This is a genomic window from Microbacterium sp. LWO13-1.2 (assembly GCF_038397725.1).
Taxonomy (GTDB): Bacteria; Actinomycetota; Actinomycetes; order Actinomycetales; family Microbacteriaceae; genus Microbacterium.
This window is the reverse complement of sequence record NZ_CP151634.1, coordinates 867,687-884,079: the sequence shown is the minus strand read 5'-3', so window position 1 is coordinate 884,079 and position 16,393 is coordinate 867,687. Positions and strand designations below refer to the sequence as shown.

The 16,393-nt window shown below is 68.4% G+C and carries 18 protein-coding genes; 9 read left to right on the top strand and 9 right to left on the bottom strand.

The genetic code is table 11. The features are described 5' to 3' along the window. Positions 1-93: 93 nt before the first annotated feature. The 5 genes from MRBLWO13_RS04175 to MRBLWO13_RS04155 are packed head-to-tail and all read left to right on the top strand — an operon-like array spanning position 94 to position 4,645. Complete coding sequence (locus MRBLWO13_RS04175; RefSeq protein ID WP_341976548.1) at positions 94-990, top strand: sugar isomerase; 897 nt, start codon at positions 94-96, stop codon at positions 988-990. An 11-nt stretch (positions 991-1,001) separates the two neighbouring features. Continuing rightward, positions 1,002-1,991 (top strand): ROK family protein, encoded by a 990-nt coding sequence (locus MRBLWO13_RS04170; protein WP_341976547.1) that lies wholly within the window; start codon positions 1,002-1,004, stop codon positions 1,989-1,991. Further along, positions 1,988-2,983: a hexose kinase gene (locus MRBLWO13_RS04165; RefSeq protein ID WP_341976546.1), complete on the top strand. Its 996-nt coding sequence runs from the start codon at positions 1,988-1,990 to the stop codon at positions 2,981-2,983. The genes MRBLWO13_RS04170 and MRBLWO13_RS04165 overlap by 4 nt, the downstream gene beginning before the upstream one ends. Then, a complete protein-coding gene (locus MRBLWO13_RS04160) occupies positions 2,980-3,834 on the top strand; it encodes a class II fructose-bisphosphate aldolase (RefSeq protein ID WP_341976545.1) in 855 nt (284 codons plus the stop codon). The genes MRBLWO13_RS04165 and MRBLWO13_RS04160 overlap by 4 nt, the downstream gene beginning before the upstream one ends. 34 nt (positions 3,835-3,868) lie before the next feature. Beyond that, positions 3,869-4,645, top strand: coding sequence for a DeoR/GlpR family DNA-binding transcription regulator (locus MRBLWO13_RS04155; protein ID WP_341976544.1), 777 nt, complete (start codon positions 3,869-3,871; stop codon positions 4,643-4,645). A gap of 128 nt (positions 4,646-4,773) precedes the next feature. Here MRBLWO13_RS04155 and MRBLWO13_RS04150 read toward each other — a convergent pair whose 3' ends face one another. From MRBLWO13_RS04150 to MRBLWO13_RS04140, 3 genes are read right to left on the bottom strand one after another with little or no spacing between them, the layout of a single operon-like run. Next, entirely contained in the window at positions 4,774-5,574 is an 801-nt protein-coding gene (locus MRBLWO13_RS04150; protein WP_341976543.1) for a MerR family transcriptional regulator, read from the bottom strand. Positions 5,575-5,607: 33 nt separating this feature from the next. Continuing rightward, the gene (locus MRBLWO13_RS04145) at positions 5,608-5,997 is read right to left on the bottom strand and encodes a hypothetical protein (protein WP_341976542.1); all 390 of its coding nucleotides are present in this window, start codon (positions 5,995-5,997) and stop codon (positions 5,608-5,610) included. Between the two features lie 33 nt (positions 5,998-6,030). Beyond that, entirely contained in the window at positions 6,031-7,344 is a 1,314-nt protein-coding gene (locus MRBLWO13_RS04140) for an MFS transporter (RefSeq protein ID WP_341976541.1), read from the bottom strand. A 74-nt stretch (positions 7,345-7,418) separates the two neighbouring features. On the opposite strand from MRBLWO13_RS04140, the gene MRBLWO13_RS04135 reads away from it, so the two are divergent. Next, entirely contained in the window at positions 7,419-8,000 is a 582-nt protein-coding gene (locus tag MRBLWO13_RS04135; RefSeq protein ID WP_341976540.1) for a helix-turn-helix domain-containing protein, read from the top strand. 92 nt (positions 8,001-8,092) lie between these two features. Here MRBLWO13_RS04135 and MRBLWO13_RS04130 read toward each other — a convergent pair whose 3' ends face one another. Genes MRBLWO13_RS04130 through MRBLWO13_RS04120 form a run of 3 tightly spaced genes read right to left on the bottom strand, consistent with a single transcriptional unit; the run spans position 8,093 to position 10,064 of the window. Continuing rightward, positions 8,093-8,779 carry a hypothetical protein gene (locus MRBLWO13_RS04130; RefSeq protein ID WP_341976539.1) on the bottom strand — a complete coding sequence of 229 codons (687 nt, stop codon included), beginning with the start codon at positions 8,777-8,779 and terminating at the stop codon, positions 8,093-8,095. After that, positions 8,779-9,678, bottom strand: coding sequence for an ABC transporter ATP-binding protein (locus MRBLWO13_RS04125; RefSeq protein ID WP_341976538.1), 900 nt, complete (start codon positions 9,676-9,678; stop codon positions 8,779-8,781). The genes MRBLWO13_RS04130 and MRBLWO13_RS04125 overlap by 1 nt, the downstream gene beginning before the upstream one ends. After that, complete coding sequence (locus tag MRBLWO13_RS04120; protein ID WP_341976537.1) at positions 9,675-10,064, bottom strand: GntR family transcriptional regulator; 390 nt, start codon at positions 10,062-10,064, stop codon at positions 9,675-9,677. The genes MRBLWO13_RS04125 and MRBLWO13_RS04120 overlap by 4 nt, the downstream gene beginning before the upstream one ends. 148 nt (positions 10,065-10,212) lie before the next feature. On the opposite strand from MRBLWO13_RS04120, the gene MRBLWO13_RS04115 reads away from it, so the two are divergent. After that, on the top strand, positions 10,213-10,452 hold the full coding sequence (locus tag MRBLWO13_RS04115) for a hypothetical protein (protein WP_341976536.1): 240 nt from the start codon (positions 10,213-10,215) through the stop codon (positions 10,450-10,452). 37 nt (positions 10,453-10,489) lie between these two features. Continuing rightward, positions 10,490-11,527 (top strand): LacI family DNA-binding transcriptional regulator, encoded by a 1,038-nt coding sequence (locus MRBLWO13_RS04110; protein WP_341976535.1) that lies wholly within the window; start codon positions 10,490-10,492, stop codon positions 11,525-11,527. 45 nt (positions 11,528-11,572) lie between these two features. On the opposite strand, the gene MRBLWO13_RS04105 is transcribed toward MRBLWO13_RS04110, so the two are convergent. Genes MRBLWO13_RS04105 through MRBLWO13_RS04095 form a run of 3 tightly spaced genes read right to left on the bottom strand, consistent with a single transcriptional unit; the run spans position 11,573 to position 14,631 of the window. Continuing rightward, positions 11,573-12,283: an FCD domain-containing protein gene (locus MRBLWO13_RS04105; RefSeq protein WP_341976534.1), complete on the bottom strand. Its 711-nt coding sequence runs from the start codon at positions 12,281-12,283 to the stop codon at positions 11,573-11,575. A gap of 49 nt (positions 12,284-12,332) precedes the next feature. Continuing rightward, positions 12,333-13,802, bottom strand: a complete 1,470-nt coding sequence (locus MRBLWO13_RS04100; RefSeq protein ID WP_341976533.1) for an APC family permease — start codon at positions 13,800-13,802, stop codon at positions 12,333-12,335. 49 nt (positions 13,803-13,851) lie between these two features. Further along, positions 13,852-14,631, bottom strand: coding sequence for a carbon-nitrogen hydrolase family protein (locus tag MRBLWO13_RS04095; protein ID WP_341976531.1), 780 nt, complete (start codon positions 14,629-14,631; stop codon positions 13,852-13,854). 213 nt (positions 14,632-14,844) lie between these two features. Here MRBLWO13_RS04095 and MRBLWO13_RS04090 point away from each other — a divergent pair, with 213 nt between their 5' ends. Next, positions 14,845-16,056: a methyltransferase gene (locus MRBLWO13_RS04090; RefSeq protein ID WP_341976529.1), complete on the top strand. Its 1,212-nt coding sequence runs from the start codon at positions 14,845-14,847 to the stop codon at positions 16,054-16,056. The last annotated feature ends 337 nt before the right edge of the window (positions 16,057-16,393 follow it).

The following is a 16,393-nucleotide window of genomic DNA, read 5'->3' as shown; positions in this document are numbered from 1 at the left end:
GAACCCCATGTTGTTCTCATCGAGCGATACTCTATGATCGAAACCGGCTTAAAACAATCACAAATATGCATCTTTGATGAAAGGGTCCCATCGATGACCGATTCCCTGCCTGGCGCACACATGCGTGAAGAGCTCACTTCGCAGCCCGATATGTGGGCGCAGGCCGCCGATCTGCGTGAGGGGCAGCAAGCCCTTCCCGCCAAGGGCGCACGCGTCGCGGTCGTCGGATGCGGCACCTCCTGGTTCATGGCGCAGTCCTACGCCGTGCTGCGCGAGACCGCCGGCTTCGGCGAGACCGATGCGTTCGCGGCATCCGAGTCGTTCGTCGACCGCGGCTACGACGCCGTCGTCGCACTCACCCGCTCCGGCACGACGACCGAGGTGCTCGAGCTCGTCGAAGGCCTCCGAGGACGCGTCCGGACGATCGGCGTGATCGGAGACCCGGAGTCGCCGCTCGTCTCGCTCGTCGACGACGCCGTGCTGCTGCCGTTCGCCGACGAGAAGTCGGTCGTGCAGACGCGGTTCGCGACCACCGCGCTGGCTCTCTTCCGCGCCTCGCTCGGAGAAGACCTCAGCCAGGCGATCGCCGACGCTCGCGCCGTTCTGGATTCGACGGATGACGCCGAACTCCTCGATGCCGAGCAGTACTCGTTCCTCGGCCGTGGCTGGACCGTCGGTCTCGCACACGAGGCCGCGCTGAAGATGCGCGAATCCTCGCAGTCCTGGACCGAGTCGTACCCCTCGATGGAATACCGCCACGGTCCGATCGCGATCGCCGCGCCCGGCCGCGTGACCTGGCAGTTCGGAGAGGCGCCCGAGGGTCTCGCCGCGCAGGTCGAAGCCACCGGCGCGCGCTTCGAGCAGAACTCGATCGACCCGATGGCCGACCTCGTTCGGCTGCACCGCGTCGCACTCGATCGCGCCGTCGCCCGCGGCCTCGACCCCGACCAGCCGCGGAACCTCAGCCGTTCCGTCATCCTGGACGCCTGAACGGATCGGTGATGGCCACGCCTGAGGATGCGGCGGTGCCGGACGTCGAGCGCGACGCCTCCGGCGAGACCCTCGCCGAGGTCCGTTCGCTCGGCGCCGGCGCCCCCGTGCTGGCCTTCGACGTGGGCGGCACCGACATCAAGTCGGCGCTGTTCGATGCCGACGGCACCGCGTGGGGTCTGCGGCGCACCCCGACCCCGGTGGCTCAGGGCGACCGCACCGAGGTTCTGATCGAGCGACTCGGCGTGCTCGCGGCCGAGCTGCGCGCCGCGTATCCGAATGTGGTGCCGCAGGCGGCGGGGCTGGTCGTTCCGGGCATCGTCGACGCGGATGCCGGGCTCGGCGTCTTCGCGAGCAATCTCGGCTGGCATGACTCGCCCCTGCGTGACCTCGCTGCAGCGCGGCTCGGACTCCCGGTCGCATTCGATCACGATGTGCGCGCCGCCAGCTGGGCCGAGCACCGGCTCGGCGGAGCGCGTGCGTACCAGAACTCGGTCGTCCTCGTCATCGGCACCGGGATCGCGGGTGCTCTGCTCGTGGGCGGAGTGCCGTACACCGCCGGCGGTTACGCGGGCGAGATCGGGCATTCGCCGATCGCCGACGGGCCGCTGTGCGCATGCGGTGCGCGCGGCTGCCTGGAGGCGGTCGCGTCGGCCGGTGCCATCGCGCGGCGTTACCGCGAAGCCACCGGCGTCACGCCGGACGGTGCGAAGGACGTCATCGCCCGCGCGGCGGCCGGTGATGAGGTCGCCGCCGAGATCTGGAGTTCCGCGTTGGATGCCCTCACGATGTCGCTCGCGCAGATCACGGCGGTCGTCGCACCGGAGGCGATCGTGATCGGCGGAGGCCTTTCCCGGGCCGGCGGCGCGCTGTTCGACGAACTGCGGGCCCGTCTCGCCGCGCGTCTCAGCTTCCATCGCATCCCCGAACTGGTGCCGGCCGAGCTCTCCGGCAACGCCGGCATCCTCGGAGCCGCCCTCCGCGCACGGGAGATCGCATGATCCTCACGGTCACACCGAACCCGGCGCTCGATCTCACCTGGCACCTCGACAGCATCCGGGTCGCCGAGACGCACCGTGCGGATGCCGCAGTGGCCCGCGCCGGCGGCAAGGGCCTCAACGTCGCCAGGGTCGCGCATGCGCAGGGTGCCGGTGCGCGAGCGATCACCACCGTCGGCGGGCGCACCGGCGAGGAGTTCGCGGCCGAGCTGCAGGCGAGTGGCGTTCCGCATCGGCTGGTACCGGTCGCCGGCTCCACCAGGCGCAGCATCGCGCTCGTGGACGAGAGTCTCGGCGACACGACGGTCGTCAACGAGCGCGGGCTCAACCCGACAGACGCGGAATGGGCGATGCTCGTCGGCGAGGTCGCCGACGGGCTGCCTGGTGCCGGGGTGCTCGTGATCTCGGGCAGCCTCCCGCCCGGTGCCCCTGACACTCTGCTGCCCCTCCTGATCGGAATCGGCCGCGATGCCGGCGTTCCGGTCATCGTCGATACCTCCGGCCCCGCCCTGCTGCAGGCGGCGGATGCCGGAGCATCCGTCCTCAAGCCCAATGCCGCCGAACTCGCTGAGGCCACCGGCCTCGACGATCCGATCGAGGGCGCCAGGGTGCTGCTGGATCGCGGAGCATCCATGGTGCTGCTGTCTCGAGGAGCCGACGGGATGCTGGCGATCAGCGCGGCCGGGTCAGCGGACGGCGCCGCCGAATCGCTGCATATCCTCCACGCTCGCCTCCCCGCATCGCTCGCGGGCAATCCGACCGGAGCCGGCGACGCAGCCGTCGCCGCGTGTGCGGTGCTGCTGGATGCAGGAGTGGACGACCCCGAGCAGATCCTCCGCCGGGCGACCGCGTGGTCGGCGGCGGCCGTGCTGATGCCGCTCGCCGGCGAGATCCACAGCAGCTGGCCCGACCTGGAGCGCGCGGTCGAGATCCGTTCACTGCCTGCCGAGCCCGCGTCTCCCTCGCACGACTACGACCCGAAGGACCCCGAATGACTCTTGCCAGCGCCCGCGACCTCATCGCCGCCGCATCCGCCGCCGGCACCGGGATCGGCGCGTTCAACGTCATCCATCTCGAGACCGCGGAGGGGCTGGTGCGGGCATCGGAGCGATCGCAGCTGCCGGTGATCCTGCAGATCTCGCAGAACTGCGCCGACTATCACGGCGGACTCGAGCCGATCGCACTGGCGACGCTCGCTGTCGCGCGCCGAGCCACGACTCCGGTGGCGGTGCATCTCGACCATGCAGAGCGGCCCGACCTCGTCGACGAGGCGATCGCGCTGGGCTTCGGTTCGGTGATGTTCGACGGCGGAGCCCTGCCGTACGACGACAACGTCGCCCTGACCGCCGCGGTCGCCGAGCGAGCGCATGCCGCCGGCGTCTACATCGAGGGTGAATTGGGCGAGGTCGGCGGCAAGGACGGCGCACATGCACCCGGCGTGCGCACCGACCCCGACGAGGCCCGCGCGTTCGTCGCCGCCACCGGCGTGGATGCCCTCGCCGTGGCGGTCGGCTCCTCGCACGCGATGACGGCGAGGACGGCCTCTCTCGACCTCGAGCTCATCGCACGTTTGCATGCCGCGTTGGTGGTGCCCCTGGTGCTGCACGGCTCCTCCGGGGTCGCTGATGCCGTGATCGCCGACGCCGTGCGCGCCGGAATGACGAAGATCAACGTGTCGACGCACCTGAACGGTTTCTTCACCAGGGCGGTCAGAGAACGGCTCTCGGCCGATGAGCGTCTCGTCGACTCGCGCAAGTACCTCGCACCCGCGCGGGACGCCTTGGCGGCAGAGGCGAGCCGGATGCTGCAGCTGTTCACGCTGCAAGACGTCGCGGTGCGCTCATGACCCGCGCTGCGCACCCGTTCCGCGGAGCGTCGGCATGAAGCGGGCAGCCCGCCTGAACGGCATCCTCGACCTGCTGGCGGTCGCCGGCGAGGTCACGGTGGACGACCTCGTCGAGCAGTTCGGGGCCTCTCCGGCAACGACGCGACGCGACCTCGACAGCCTCGCCGAGCAGCGCCTGCTCACCCGCACGCATGGCGGAGCGGTGGCGCAGACCGTCGCCTACGAGCTGCCGATCCGGTACAAGAGCCACTTGCGCACACACGAGAAGGAGAGCATCGCCCAGGCCGCGGCCGCTCTCGTCGCGCCAGGCACCGTGGTCGGCCTGTCCGGAGGCACGACCACCACGGCGATCGCCGCAGCGCTCGCCGCGAGAGACGACCTTGCGGTCCGCGGCATCACCGTGGTGACGAACGCGGTGAACATCGCCGCTCAGCTCGCCACCCGTCCCGACATCAAGGTCGTCGTCACCGGCGGCGTCATCCACTCCCGCAGCTACGAACTCGTCGGCCCGTTCGTCGAGCAGCTGCTGCGCGGAGTGCGGCTCGATATCGCGTTCATCGGGGTCAACGGGCTGGATGCCGAAGGCGGAGCGACCACGCAGGACGAGCGCGAAGCCGCGGTGAACCGGCTGATGGCCGAGCGCGCGCGCCGCGCCGTGGTCGTCACCGACGGCAGCAAACTCGGCATCACGGCCTTCACGGCGGTCGGCGGGGCTGACCTGTTCCCCACCGTGATCACGGATGTCGGAGCGGATGCGGCGGAGGTCGCGGCGCTGCGCGCCGCCGGCTACGAGGTGCTGCTCGCGGAGTAGCCGGCGGGCACAGGCGGTCGGGCCGTACGACCTGCATGATCAGATCACGGTTGTCGGAGCATCCGACGGCGTGTCGTCCTGCAGGTGTGCATCGGTCCTGCAGGTCGCACCGGAATGCGGATGCCGGGTCAGGGCCGCGCGACGGGTTGCTGCAGTTCGGTGACCCAGTCAGATTGGTCCTCCGACACCGCGCGCACGTAAAGCTCGCGGCACGGGCCGTTGGGCACGTAGCCGCGCGCGAGGATCTCGGAGTGCACGGCATCCCAGCTCTCCCGGATGCCGTCCATGGCGCCGAGGTGCACGCCGCAGATCGCAACCTCGACCGCGGGCAGATCGACGAACTCGAAGTCCGCGCGACGGTCGCCGTTGTAGGCGTATCCGGCGGTGATCTCCATGCCGTCCTCGGTGAGCCGGTACTGGGCGATCGGGGTCGACAGTGCTCCGTACTCGTCGCCGAGCACGTCCTCGATGCTTGCGAACAGCGGGCCGACCGCGTCTCCGACCTCGGCCTGCGGGACGGATGCCGTGTGCGCGGCGAGCCGCACTGCGGGCAGCGGCTTCTCGATGATCTCGATGGGTGACATGCGTTTCTCCTTCTCGATGAGGTGGAGCCTGCGTTCCACGTCGATGAGCCGGTTCGCGGCGACCCTGTGCTCCTCCTCGACCTCCGCCTGACGGACGCGCAGCAGCACCGCGATCCGGTCGGCGTCGATCCCCTGCTCGAGGATCAGCGCGATGTCGTCGAGGCCGAAGCCCAGGTGACGCAGCGCGACGATCCGGTGCAGTCTTTCCAGCTGCGAGGGGTCGTAGGAGCGGTAGCCGGTGAACTCGTCGACATGGACCGGAACGAGCAGGCCGGCGGTGTCCCAGTGTCGGAGCATCCGGTGGGTGACCTGTCCGATCTGCGCGAAGGCTCCGATTGACAACATGTCTCAGTTCTCCCGTCTTCCACAGTGTCAGAGTCAAGTCTCGCGTGAATGAGCCTTGCGTCTGGCATCGAGTGCACGCGTGATCCTCGGTCGGAGCAGCGCGATGAGAGCGCCGACGACGAGCCAGAGGATGACCGCCGTGACGAGGACATCGCCGGTCAGGGCGAACACGTCGACCGTCGTGGGAAGCGGATCGACCCGGTCCCCGACGATGTACATGTCGTCGGGGAACGTGGCGGGCTCATAGCGGCTGAGATCCTGGTGATACCAGGGGAACGGCCACCCGAATGCCACGTCGCGCAGCTGCGCAGGCGTGTGCACGGTCGTCGGGACGACGTGTACGATGGTCCAGGTCAGGATGAGCGCCGTCACCAGCGCGCAGAAGACCTCCAGCACCGTGCTCGACCACTTCGACCTGTGCATCGAGCCCCTCCCGAGATCTGCTCTCACGCCACCCTAGGGGAGTGTCTCGTACTGCTTCGCGTGCTCGACCCACCGTGACTCGACGGGAAGGGCGCGCAGTGCTTTGTTGGAGACCGCGAGGACGACGGCTGCGGCGCACAGTGCCGCACACACCAGAAGCGTCATCTCGCGGCCGAGCCAGGTGAGACCGAATCCGGCGATGAGCGGGGCGAGGGGCATCGCCCCCATACCGAGGATGCCGGCTGCGCTGTTCGCCCGACCCAACAGGTGTGTCGGGGTGGCGACCATGAAGTACCCCATCATCGACGCGTTCAAGGCGGGAAGCAGGAACACGGCGGCACCGAGGACGACGGCGATCGTCCACGGCTCTGTGACCATCGAGACCACGGCGGCGCCCGCGGTGGTGCCGATGATTCCGAAGATGGCCAGCGGGCCGGCGCCGATGCGCGGAACGAGCAGGGGAGCGATCAGCGCGCCCGCCAGCATCACCGCGCCCACCGCCGCCGAGAGCGCGCCGATCAGTGCTTCCGAGTGCCCTGCCTGCTGCAACGCGTAGACGACGGTGGTGGTCGCGGCGTTGAACCCGAGGTTCACGATGGTGATGATGAGCAGCACACCGCCGAGGTCCGGGCGCGACATCAGCCACTCGAATCCCTCCCGGATCTCGGCCCACGCGCTGGGTCTGACCGGCGTGACATCGTCCTTCTCGGCGGTCGGCCGCGCGTCGTCGGCGTCGGCTCCTGCGCTGCGGTCGCGTCTGATCGCGCGCTGCAGCATCCATGCCGTCCCCGCGGCGACGAGGTGGCAGAGGGTCATCGCGGCCCCGACGGCCCACCCACCGATACCGAGCAGCAGACCGCCCAACGGCCCGCCCGCGAGCTGGAGGGCCGCATCCCGACCTTGATTGGCCGCCTGCGCGCGTCCCATCGCCGCATCCGGCACGATCTCCTTGATCGCGCTCTCGCCGGCGACGTCGAAGAGCCCGCTGCGCGCGGCGAGCAGCATGTCGGCGAGCAGCAGCGTGAAGAAGGTGAGCCCTCCGCCGAGCGCGATCACCGTGAAGGCCGCAGCGAGAACGATGCCGATGAGTGATCCGAGCAGCATCAGCGCGATCCGCCGATGCCGGTCGGCGAGCACGCCGCCCGCAAGCGTGGTGAGCAGGCGTGTGACCACGCCGGCGCCGGCGATGATGCCCGCTTGCGCCGGGTCTCCGGTCACGATGAGCGCCAGCAGCGGGATGGCGAAGCCGAACAGGGAGGCCGCCAAACCCTTGCTGGTGTCGCTGATCAGCCAGACGAGGTAGCGCCGGTTACGGGAGAGGCGGTGCAGGGGCGGCGCGATCGTCATGGTTCGAGAGTAGATCCGCAAGAGAAATTGCGCAACGCCTATTGCGCGATTTCCGTTGCGGGTACACTCTCGATATGTCGGAGCAGCGAATCAAGCCGGATCCTGTCTGGATGACGTCGGCCATGATGAAGGCGTACAGTCACCCGCTCCGTCGGCAGATCATCCGGCTGTTCGGCCGCCGCGAGCACCTGCGTGCTGCCGACATCGCCGCCGACCTGTCGGTTCCGGCCAACAGCGTGAGCTTCCATCTGCGCGTCCTGGCCGACGCCGGTCTCATCGCAGAGGCCCCGGAGCACGCCCGCGACCGACGCGACCGGGTGTGGGCGGCGAAGAAGCTCGCGCTCAACGTCGGCGGCCCGGAGAGTCCCGTGCCCGATGAGGAGCTCAGCGGGGTCATGATCCGGGCGCTCGCCGAGGAGCATCACGCGATGATGCAGCGGGTCATCGCCTGGACGCCGGAGTATGTCTCGGGCCGGGACACCGATGTGCACGGCGCGTTCACTCAGCGGACGCTGCGGCTGACCGTGGCCGAGTTCGACGCCCTGCTCGAGCGGATCAACGAGGCGATGGACGAGGCTGCCGAGTCGCATGACGGCAGCGCTCCGGACGCCCGTTTCTGGGATCTCGACCTGCTCGCGGCCGACGACCGGATCTGACCGCGACCGACGGGCGGCGCGGGAATCCAGACGAGGATGCCGCGACCGCACGAGCGTGCGATCGCGGCATCCGGGCCGAGCTGAGCCTGCGCTCAGGGAATCGCCCTCCGGAAGGCGAGGAACGAGACCCCGGCCATGATCGCGATGGCGACGAGCCCCCACAGCGCGAGGCCGAGGGCACCGAGGTCGAGGATGCCGGTCCAGACATTCCCCCAGAGCTCGAGGCTGGTTGCCAGGTACACCAGGCCGACCATGACCAGTCCGAGGCCCAGCCCGATGATGGTGAGCACCATCGTTCCCCAGCTCTTGTAGATCGTGGCGCAGGTGAATCCGATGATGAAGATGAACAGGGCCAGGGTGAAGTACACGAACCCGGCCGCGAGCGGGCCCGCTTCCCAGACCCAGGGCAGGTGGAAGAACCACCCGTTCACGCCCCAGCCGTTCGTTGCCAGCTCGATCAGCCCGCCGACGATGAAGATCGCGCCCAGGATCGCGCTGGTCAGCGCCGCCGTGATCAGCGTGCCGAGATAGAACTCCCGGCGCGTGACGCTCAGCGCCTGCGAGAACGGGAACGTCATCGTCAGCGCTTGGATGCCGACGAACAGGAAGTACCACAGCGGAGCCTGGCTGCCGCCACCGTACTTGGGCTCGTCGATCGGGATCATCGCGGAGATGAGGATCGAGATGAGCAGAGAGCCGCCGACGATCATCAGCGGAACCCAGATGTATGTCTGCTTGTTGATGAGCTGCAGACGGATGACCTTCAGAGTGCGAAGCATCAGCGGACCTCCTCGAGGATGTTCGCGCCCGATTCCTTCTGGGTCAGGCGCACGATCAGTTGCTGGAGCGAGACGGGTGCGAGATCGAGACCCTCGGCGTTCAGCGCTGCGCGATCTTCGGCCGACAGCGTGCCGAGGATGGTGACGGATGCCACCCGGCCGAGCGATTCGCGGTGCAGCACCTCGCGCCCGGTCGTCCAGGCGTCGACCTTCGCGGCCTCGCCGACGATCGTGACGGCGCGGTCGCGCACGGCATCCGTGTCCTCGTCGAGGATGATGCGTCCGTTGTCGATGACGATCACCTTCTCGATGAGGTTGGAGACCTCGTCGATCAGATGCGACGACAGGATGATCGTGCGCGGATGCTCGGAGTAATCCGCCAGCAGGCGATCGTAGAAGATCTGCCGAGCGACCGCGTCGAGGCCGAGGTAGGGCTCGTCGAAGAAGGTGATCTCGGCGCGGGAAGCGAGGCCGATGATCACGCCGACGGCGGAGAGCTGCCCCCGAGAGAGCTTCTTGATCCGCTGCTTCATCGGCAGCTGGAAGTCCTCGATGAGCTGGTCGGCGAGGTCCTGATCCCAGTTCGGGAAGAACAGCGCCGCCGAACGGAGCGCGACCTTGGGAGTCGCATCCTCGGGGTACTTCTGGCTTTCCCTCACGAAGCACAGCCGGCTCAGAACGTGGGTGTTCTCGTACGGGTGCTCGCCGAACACCCGTACCGAACCTTCGCTGGCGAAGTTCTGCGCGGTGAGGATCGACATCAGAGTCGTCTTGCCGGCGCCGTTGCGACCCAGGAGGCCGTAGATGGCGCCGCCCTCGACGGTGAGCGAGACGTTGTCGAGCGCGCGCTTGTTCTTGTAGCGCTTGGTGAGGTTGTGCACCTCGATGACGGTGGTCATGCGGGGTTCTTCCCTTCTGCGTTGGTGATCTGGGCGGCGCGCTCGGTGAGCAGCGCCGCAAGGTCGGAGGCGTCGAGGCCGAGCGTGCGGGCTTCGGCGAGGAGCGGGTCGATGTAGCGGTCGGCGAAGACCTCGCGCCGTTCGCCGAGCAGCAGAGTTCGTGCTCCCTCGGAGACGAACATGCCGATGCCTCGGCGCTTGTAGATCACTCCCTTGTCGGTGAGCACGGCGACTCCCTTCGCTGCGGTTGCGGGGTTGATGCGGTAGAACGCGGCGAGCTCGTTGGTCGAGGGCGCCTGGGCCTCCTCGGCGAGCGAACCCTCGAGGATCGAGTCCTCGATCTGCTCGGCGATCTGGAGGAAGAGGGGTTTGCCTTCTTCGATCACGTGTCCTCCGCGGTTAGTGGGTTAGTTACTCGACTAAGTAACCATAGAACCCGGGAGCGTGTCAACCCGATTCGAGATCGAGTTTTCTCTTGACTCGTCTGTACCGGTACAGTAACGTCTTTCTGTACCGATACAGAAAGGAAGCATCATGGACCACTCGACGATCTCCGCGCTTGTCTCGGCGGAGTACATCGCGGGGACACTCGACCCCCACGATCAGCGGCGACGGGAGGCATTGAGCGCCCGCGATCGCCACTACGCGGCGCAGCGCCGCGCGGTCGCGATACGGCGAGTCCGAGAGGCGCTCGCTCGCGGACTGCGACGTGCCGCCGAGGTCATCGAGCCGCCTCGCCCGAGGTGCGCCGCCGTCGCCTCCGAACGCGCATAGGACTCGGTCGGGCAGAATGATGACGGAGGTGGACGGGATGGCGCGCGTGACGCTGCAGACCATAGCCGAGCATGTCGGTGTGAGCCGGATGACGGTTTCGAATGCGTTCTCGCGCCCGGATCAGCTGTCCGCCGATCTTCGGACCAGGATCATGGATGCCGCGCAGGCGCTGGGCTACTCCGGCCCCGACCCTGCAGCGCGCGCGCTGGCCTCGGGCCGCACGGGAGTCGTCGGCATGGTGCTGACGAACTCGCCTCGCGATGCGTTCACAGATGAAGTCGCGGTCGGGTTCGTCCGCGCAGTGGCGGGATCACTCGCCGATGCGGGCTACTCGCTCGTCCTCCTGCACTCCTCGTCTCACGACGGGGTCGTTCCTGCGCGCGACGTCGCGATGGACGGCGCGATCATCTACTCCTGCACGCCGCGGACCAAGGCCGTCACGGCGTTGACGGAGCGCCGTCTGCCGGTCGTGACGGTCGAAGGAGCGCCGATTCCCGGAATGCCGAGCATCTCGCTCGACAACAGCACAGGCGCCCATGAAGCGGCGCAGCACCTGATCGACCTGGGGCATTCCGATATCGCGCTCGTCGTGCCGACGGTCGATGCGGACGACGAGCCGCCCTCCGAGAGCGTGCTGGCCTCTGCGACATCGACCACCGCCGAGCGTCTGGGCGGCTGGATTCGGGCGCTGACGGAGAGCGGCATCGTGCCGCGCATCGTCGGAACGCCGGGCCTGGCGATCGACGAGATCCTGAAGACGCGGATCGGTCGGATGCTCGACGCTCCGCCGACCGCTGTCCTGGCGTGGTCCGACCTCGCCGCGCTGGAAGTGATCGAGCAGGCCAGAGCCAGAAGCATCCGTGTGCCCGAGGACTTGTCGGTCGTCGGATTCGATGACAGCCCGCTGGCCGCCCGCGTTTCGCCCGCTCTGACAACGGTCCGTCAGGACATCGACGCGAAAGGCGAAGCGGCGGCGGCCGCCCTGCTCACGATGATGCGGAACGAGCCCACGCCTGGTTCTCAGGTGCTCACCACCGGACTCGTGATCCGGGAGTCCACGCGCTCTCCGTCGTAGCTCGGGAGGTCGAGGAGGCGGCGCGCGCGGGGCGGGTCCGGTGCCTCAGACGGGTGGATGACCGACGTACATGGACGTGTGCAGCTCGGCGACGTGATCGAACGCCAGCCGACTGGCGGCCCCGGCATCTCCGGAGCGAAGCGCGTCGACCAGCCGAGCATGTTCCTCGTTCGACGCCCGCAGGTAGTCGATCCGATAGGGGATGAAGTAGGTGTACAGCTCGTGCGTGACCCGGCGATGCAGCTCCACGGCGCCCTCGGCCGGGCTCATCGATGCGAGGGCGCCGTGGAACGCGGCGTCCGCCGTGCGGAACCCGGTCCAGTCCGGTGCGACGCGCATCTCGTCGACCAGCGCATCGAGCCGGCCGAGCGCGTCATCGTCGACAGATCCGATCGCGGTCGCGGCGAGCCCCGCCTCGAGCACCGCGCGCTGGTCGATGAGCGCGTGCACGTGGGCGGCGTCCGCGCGGTAAGCGTCGATCTCGGCGACGGTGCCGATCGCGGGGGAATCGGCGATGAAGGTGCCGCCCGCACGACCAGGTCGCCGCACCACGACGTGCTCCTCGCTGAGCGCGCGGTAGGCACGACGCACCGTCATCTCGCTCACGTCGAACGCGCGAGCGGTGTCGAGCGTCCCCGGCAGCCGCTGTCCTGGGGAGAGCATGCCGAGCTCGACGGCCAGTGAGATGCGGGCGCGGACGGTGTCGACGGCGGTCGTGCGGCGGATGGCACCGAGTGCCGGGGAGGTCAGGTCCATCGTGCGTCTCATCTCGAGGTGGGCACCTGCCGCGACCCGGTGCCCCGGCTCAGCGTGCCGCGCGCTCCTCCGCGTGGTCCGATGCGGCGGCGTCGTCGACGAGTTCCGCGTCGAGCGAGAACCGCTTCCCCCACACGATACCGATCACCGTCGCGATCACGGGAATGAGCGCGAGCACTGTGCTCACCGCCGCGCTCCCGCCGGTGACGAGTGTGAAGTTCGAGAGCACGAGCCAGAGAGCGAAGGCGAGGCCGCCGATCGAGAGCAGCGGAAACACCCTGGCTCTCGCAAAGCGTCCGGCGGCGAGCTGAGGACGACGGGCGAAGAACACGACGACGGCGACCGAGGTGGTGAGCATCAGCAGCACCATGCCGACCGTGGCCACGCCCGCCATCGATCCGAACACACCCACGAGCGGATCGAGACCAAGCAGAGCGAGGACGGCGAGGATGATCGCGGCCGTGACCGTCTGCACGACCGACGAGAATGCCGGCGAGTGGTGGGCCGGGTGCCGGTGACCGAGCCGTGCGGGCAGCACGGCCTTGTGCGCGAGCGTGAACTGGTAACGCGCGATCACATTGTGGAAGGACAGCACGCACGCGAACAGGCTCGTGATGAGGAGGACCTGCACGACGTCGCGCACGATCGGGCCGAGGTATTCGGTGGTGGTGTCGAGCAGTAGATTGCCTTCACCGGCGAGCGTCTGCTGGGCGGCGGCCACAGCGTTGCCGGCGCCGACGCCCGTCACGAGCGCCCAGCACGAGACGGCGTAGAACACGCCGATGATCACCACGGCGAGGTACGTCGCCCGCGGGATGGTGCGCTCCGGCGAACGCGCCTCGTCGCGGAACACGGCGGTGGCCTCGAAGCCGATGAATCCGGTGAGCGCGAACAGCACCGCCACGCCGATTCCGCCCGAGAAGACGTAGGCCGGATCGAAGGTCTCGAGCGCGATGCCTTCCGCCCCGCCCGTCGCGAAGATCACGACGTCGAGCACGACAACCACCAGGATCTCGAGCGCCAGCGCGATGCCGAGCACCTTGGCGCTCAGGTCGATGTGCCGGTAGCCGAGCACCGCGACGATCGCCATCGTCGCGAACGAGTACAGCCACCATGGCAGGCTCGGACCCCCGAAGAAGGTCACGAGGTCGTCGACCGCCCACCCCATGTATCCGTAGATGCCGACCTGGATCGCGGTATACGCGACCAAGGCCGTGAAGGCCGAGCCCAGCCCCAGTCGAGAGCCGAGTCCCGCTGTCACGTACGAGAAGAACGCACCGGCCTCCTTCACGAACGGCGTCATCGTGACGAAACCGACCGAGAAGACGAGCAGGATGACGGCGGCGAGGGCGAAGCCGATCGGTGCGCCAGGGCCGTTGCCGGCGCCGATCGCGATCGGGACGTTGCCGCCGATCACCGTGAGCGGTGCCGCGGCTGCGATCACCATGAAGACGATGGCGCCGGTGCCGAGCTGGCCGTCGAGACGCTGATGCGGCTCGGTGGGAGGGGAGACGGTCATGAGATCACTTTCGACAGAGCATCCGGTGCCGGATGCGGGACAGGGAGGTTCAGTACAGGTCCGTGCGGCGGTCTGCCAGATACGGGTTCTTCCGGCGGGCGCGTTCGACAGCTTCGGGATCGATCGTGGCGATCATGAGTCCGGTCTCTGTGGGGCCGAGAGCGGCGAGGCTCACGCCCTCGGGCGACACGATGCTGCTGCGCCCGACGTAGGTCAGATCCTCTTCGGCGCCGACCCGATTCACGTACACGATGTAGAGCTGGTTCTCCCAGGCGCGCACGGGGATGAGGCGCTCGGCGATGTGCGCGTAGGGCACCATCTGCGCGGTGGGCACGATGACGGCATCCGCTCCTGCCAGTGCCGCGGCGCGGACCGCCTCGGGGAACTCGACGTCGTAGCAGATGAGTACCGAGAGCGTCACGTCGTCGAGCACGAAGGTCGGCGGGAGGGTGTCGCCTGGCACGAACAGGTTGCGATCGAGGTCGCCGAACAGATGCGCCTTGCGGTAGCGGAGCAGTTCAGTGCCGTCGCGGTCGATCGCGACGAGAGAGTTGGTGATCCCGCCGTCGGGGTGCGGCTCGGGCAGGCCGGCGATGATCGCGATGTCGGCCTCGACGGCGATGCGGGCGACGCGGTCGACCAGCTCGGCGACGGCGAGGGGCGCGAGGCGGGCGCCGATGTTGTACCCGGTCACGAACATCTCGGGGGTCACGAGAAGGCGGGCCCCCTGCTCGACGGCGTGATGCGCGGCCTCCGTGATGATGGCGAGGTTCGCGTCCACATCGCCGGGTGCCCCGTGATGCTGCAGTCCGGCAACTCTCAGTGTCATACAGACATCTCCCTCAGATGCGACATTGCATCCATCAAACAGCTCAATTTGATCTATTAGATGACCATTGTGTATCGGTCGTGTTTCTTCTGCAAGGGGCAGTCCGAGCGAGCGGTGTCGGCTGGCGCGATCGCGCGAGTCGGATCGGGTCGGCTCACGCGACGGAATACGTGATCGGTCCGCGTCGCGAACTCGCACTCCTAGGCTGGGAGGATGGACTTCCCCTACCGCCGTTTGCGCCGCTGGCCCGACGTCGAGGCCGATAATCTGCAGGCATGGGATGCCACTGATGAGGTGCTCGTCACGAGGACGCTTGCGCTCGCCGAAGAGCGCGACATCGCCGGCCCGGAGATCGCGGTGATCGGCGACGAGTACGGGGCGATCACCCTGGCGCTGACGGATGCCGGATTCCGAGGCATCCGCGTGCATCAAGATCTGGCCACCGGTCGGCGTGCGCTCGCACGTAACGCGCGCGAGATGGGCCTCGACGGTTTCCGCGAACACGAACTCGAGCGCGACCTGCTCGTCGGTGCCCGGCTCGTGCTGCTGCAGCTGCCGAAGGCGCTCGCCGAACTCGAGGAGATCGCAGACGCCGTCGCCCGATGGGCTGCGCCCGACGTCGTGCTCGTCTCCGGCGGGCGCGTCAAGCACATGACCCTCGCGCAGAACGAGGTGCTCGGTCGCAGTTTCGCGCGGGTACAGGCCGAGCGTGCGGAGCGGAAGTCTCGACTGATCGTGGCGAGCGAGCCGCGCGAGGTTCCGGCCGAACCGCCGTTCCCGGTGCGGGCGGAGCATGACGGGCTCATCCTCGTTGCGCATGGCGGCGCCTTCGCCGGGGCGCGCCTCGACATCGGCACCCGGGTGCTGCTCGATCAGTTGCCCCTGCTCGGGCGTTCACAACTCCGGAAAAATGACCCTAATCCGGCCGAAATCACCCCGGAATCGGCCGGATCGGCGCATTCTTCCGGAGTTATGGACGCCCCACAGGACGCGCCGACCGTCATCGACCTCGGCTGCGGCACCGGCGCGCTCGCCGTGGCCTATGCCCTCGCGCACCCCGACGCCCGCGTAGTCGCGACCGACCGCTCTGCCGCGGCCGTTGCGTCGGCGCGCGCGACCGTCGCCGCGAACGGAGTCGCCGATCGCGTCACGGTGACCCACGACGACGCCGGGTCAGACCTCGCAGACGCGAGCGCCGACATCGTGCTGCTCAACCCGCCGTTCCACCTCGGTAACAGCGTGCACACCGGCGCAGCGACCCGCCTGTTCGAGGCATCCGCTCGCCTGCTCCGGCCCGGTGGTGAGCTCTGGACCGTCTACAACTCGTCCCTCGGATACAAGGGCGAGCTGACGAGGATCGTCGGCCCGACCGAGCAGGTGCACCGCACTCCGAAGTTCACGGTCACGCGGAGCGTTCGCGGCTGAGGAATCCCCTGCTCACGATTCGCGCATGAGCGTCAGGGCGGCTCGGCGCGCGGGGGGTGACCTCGTTTCGCACATCCGTCCAATCCCCCGGTCAGCCGACGAAACCCGGCACTCCGTCGATATGCGGATTTGCCCCTGATCGGCCATTTAGTTACGTTGGAATGCGGGCCGGAAGGCCCGAGACCAGTCCGCGGCCGCGTCCTTCCTTCGAAATCTGCACTACGAAGAGGCGCGGGCGTACGGTCGATGTTCTTTGCGGTGGATCCGAAATCCGCCGCCCGCGCCGTCAGTGCAGCATGTCGAGACGGCCACGTGAACGTCACCCGGGCGTGACCGA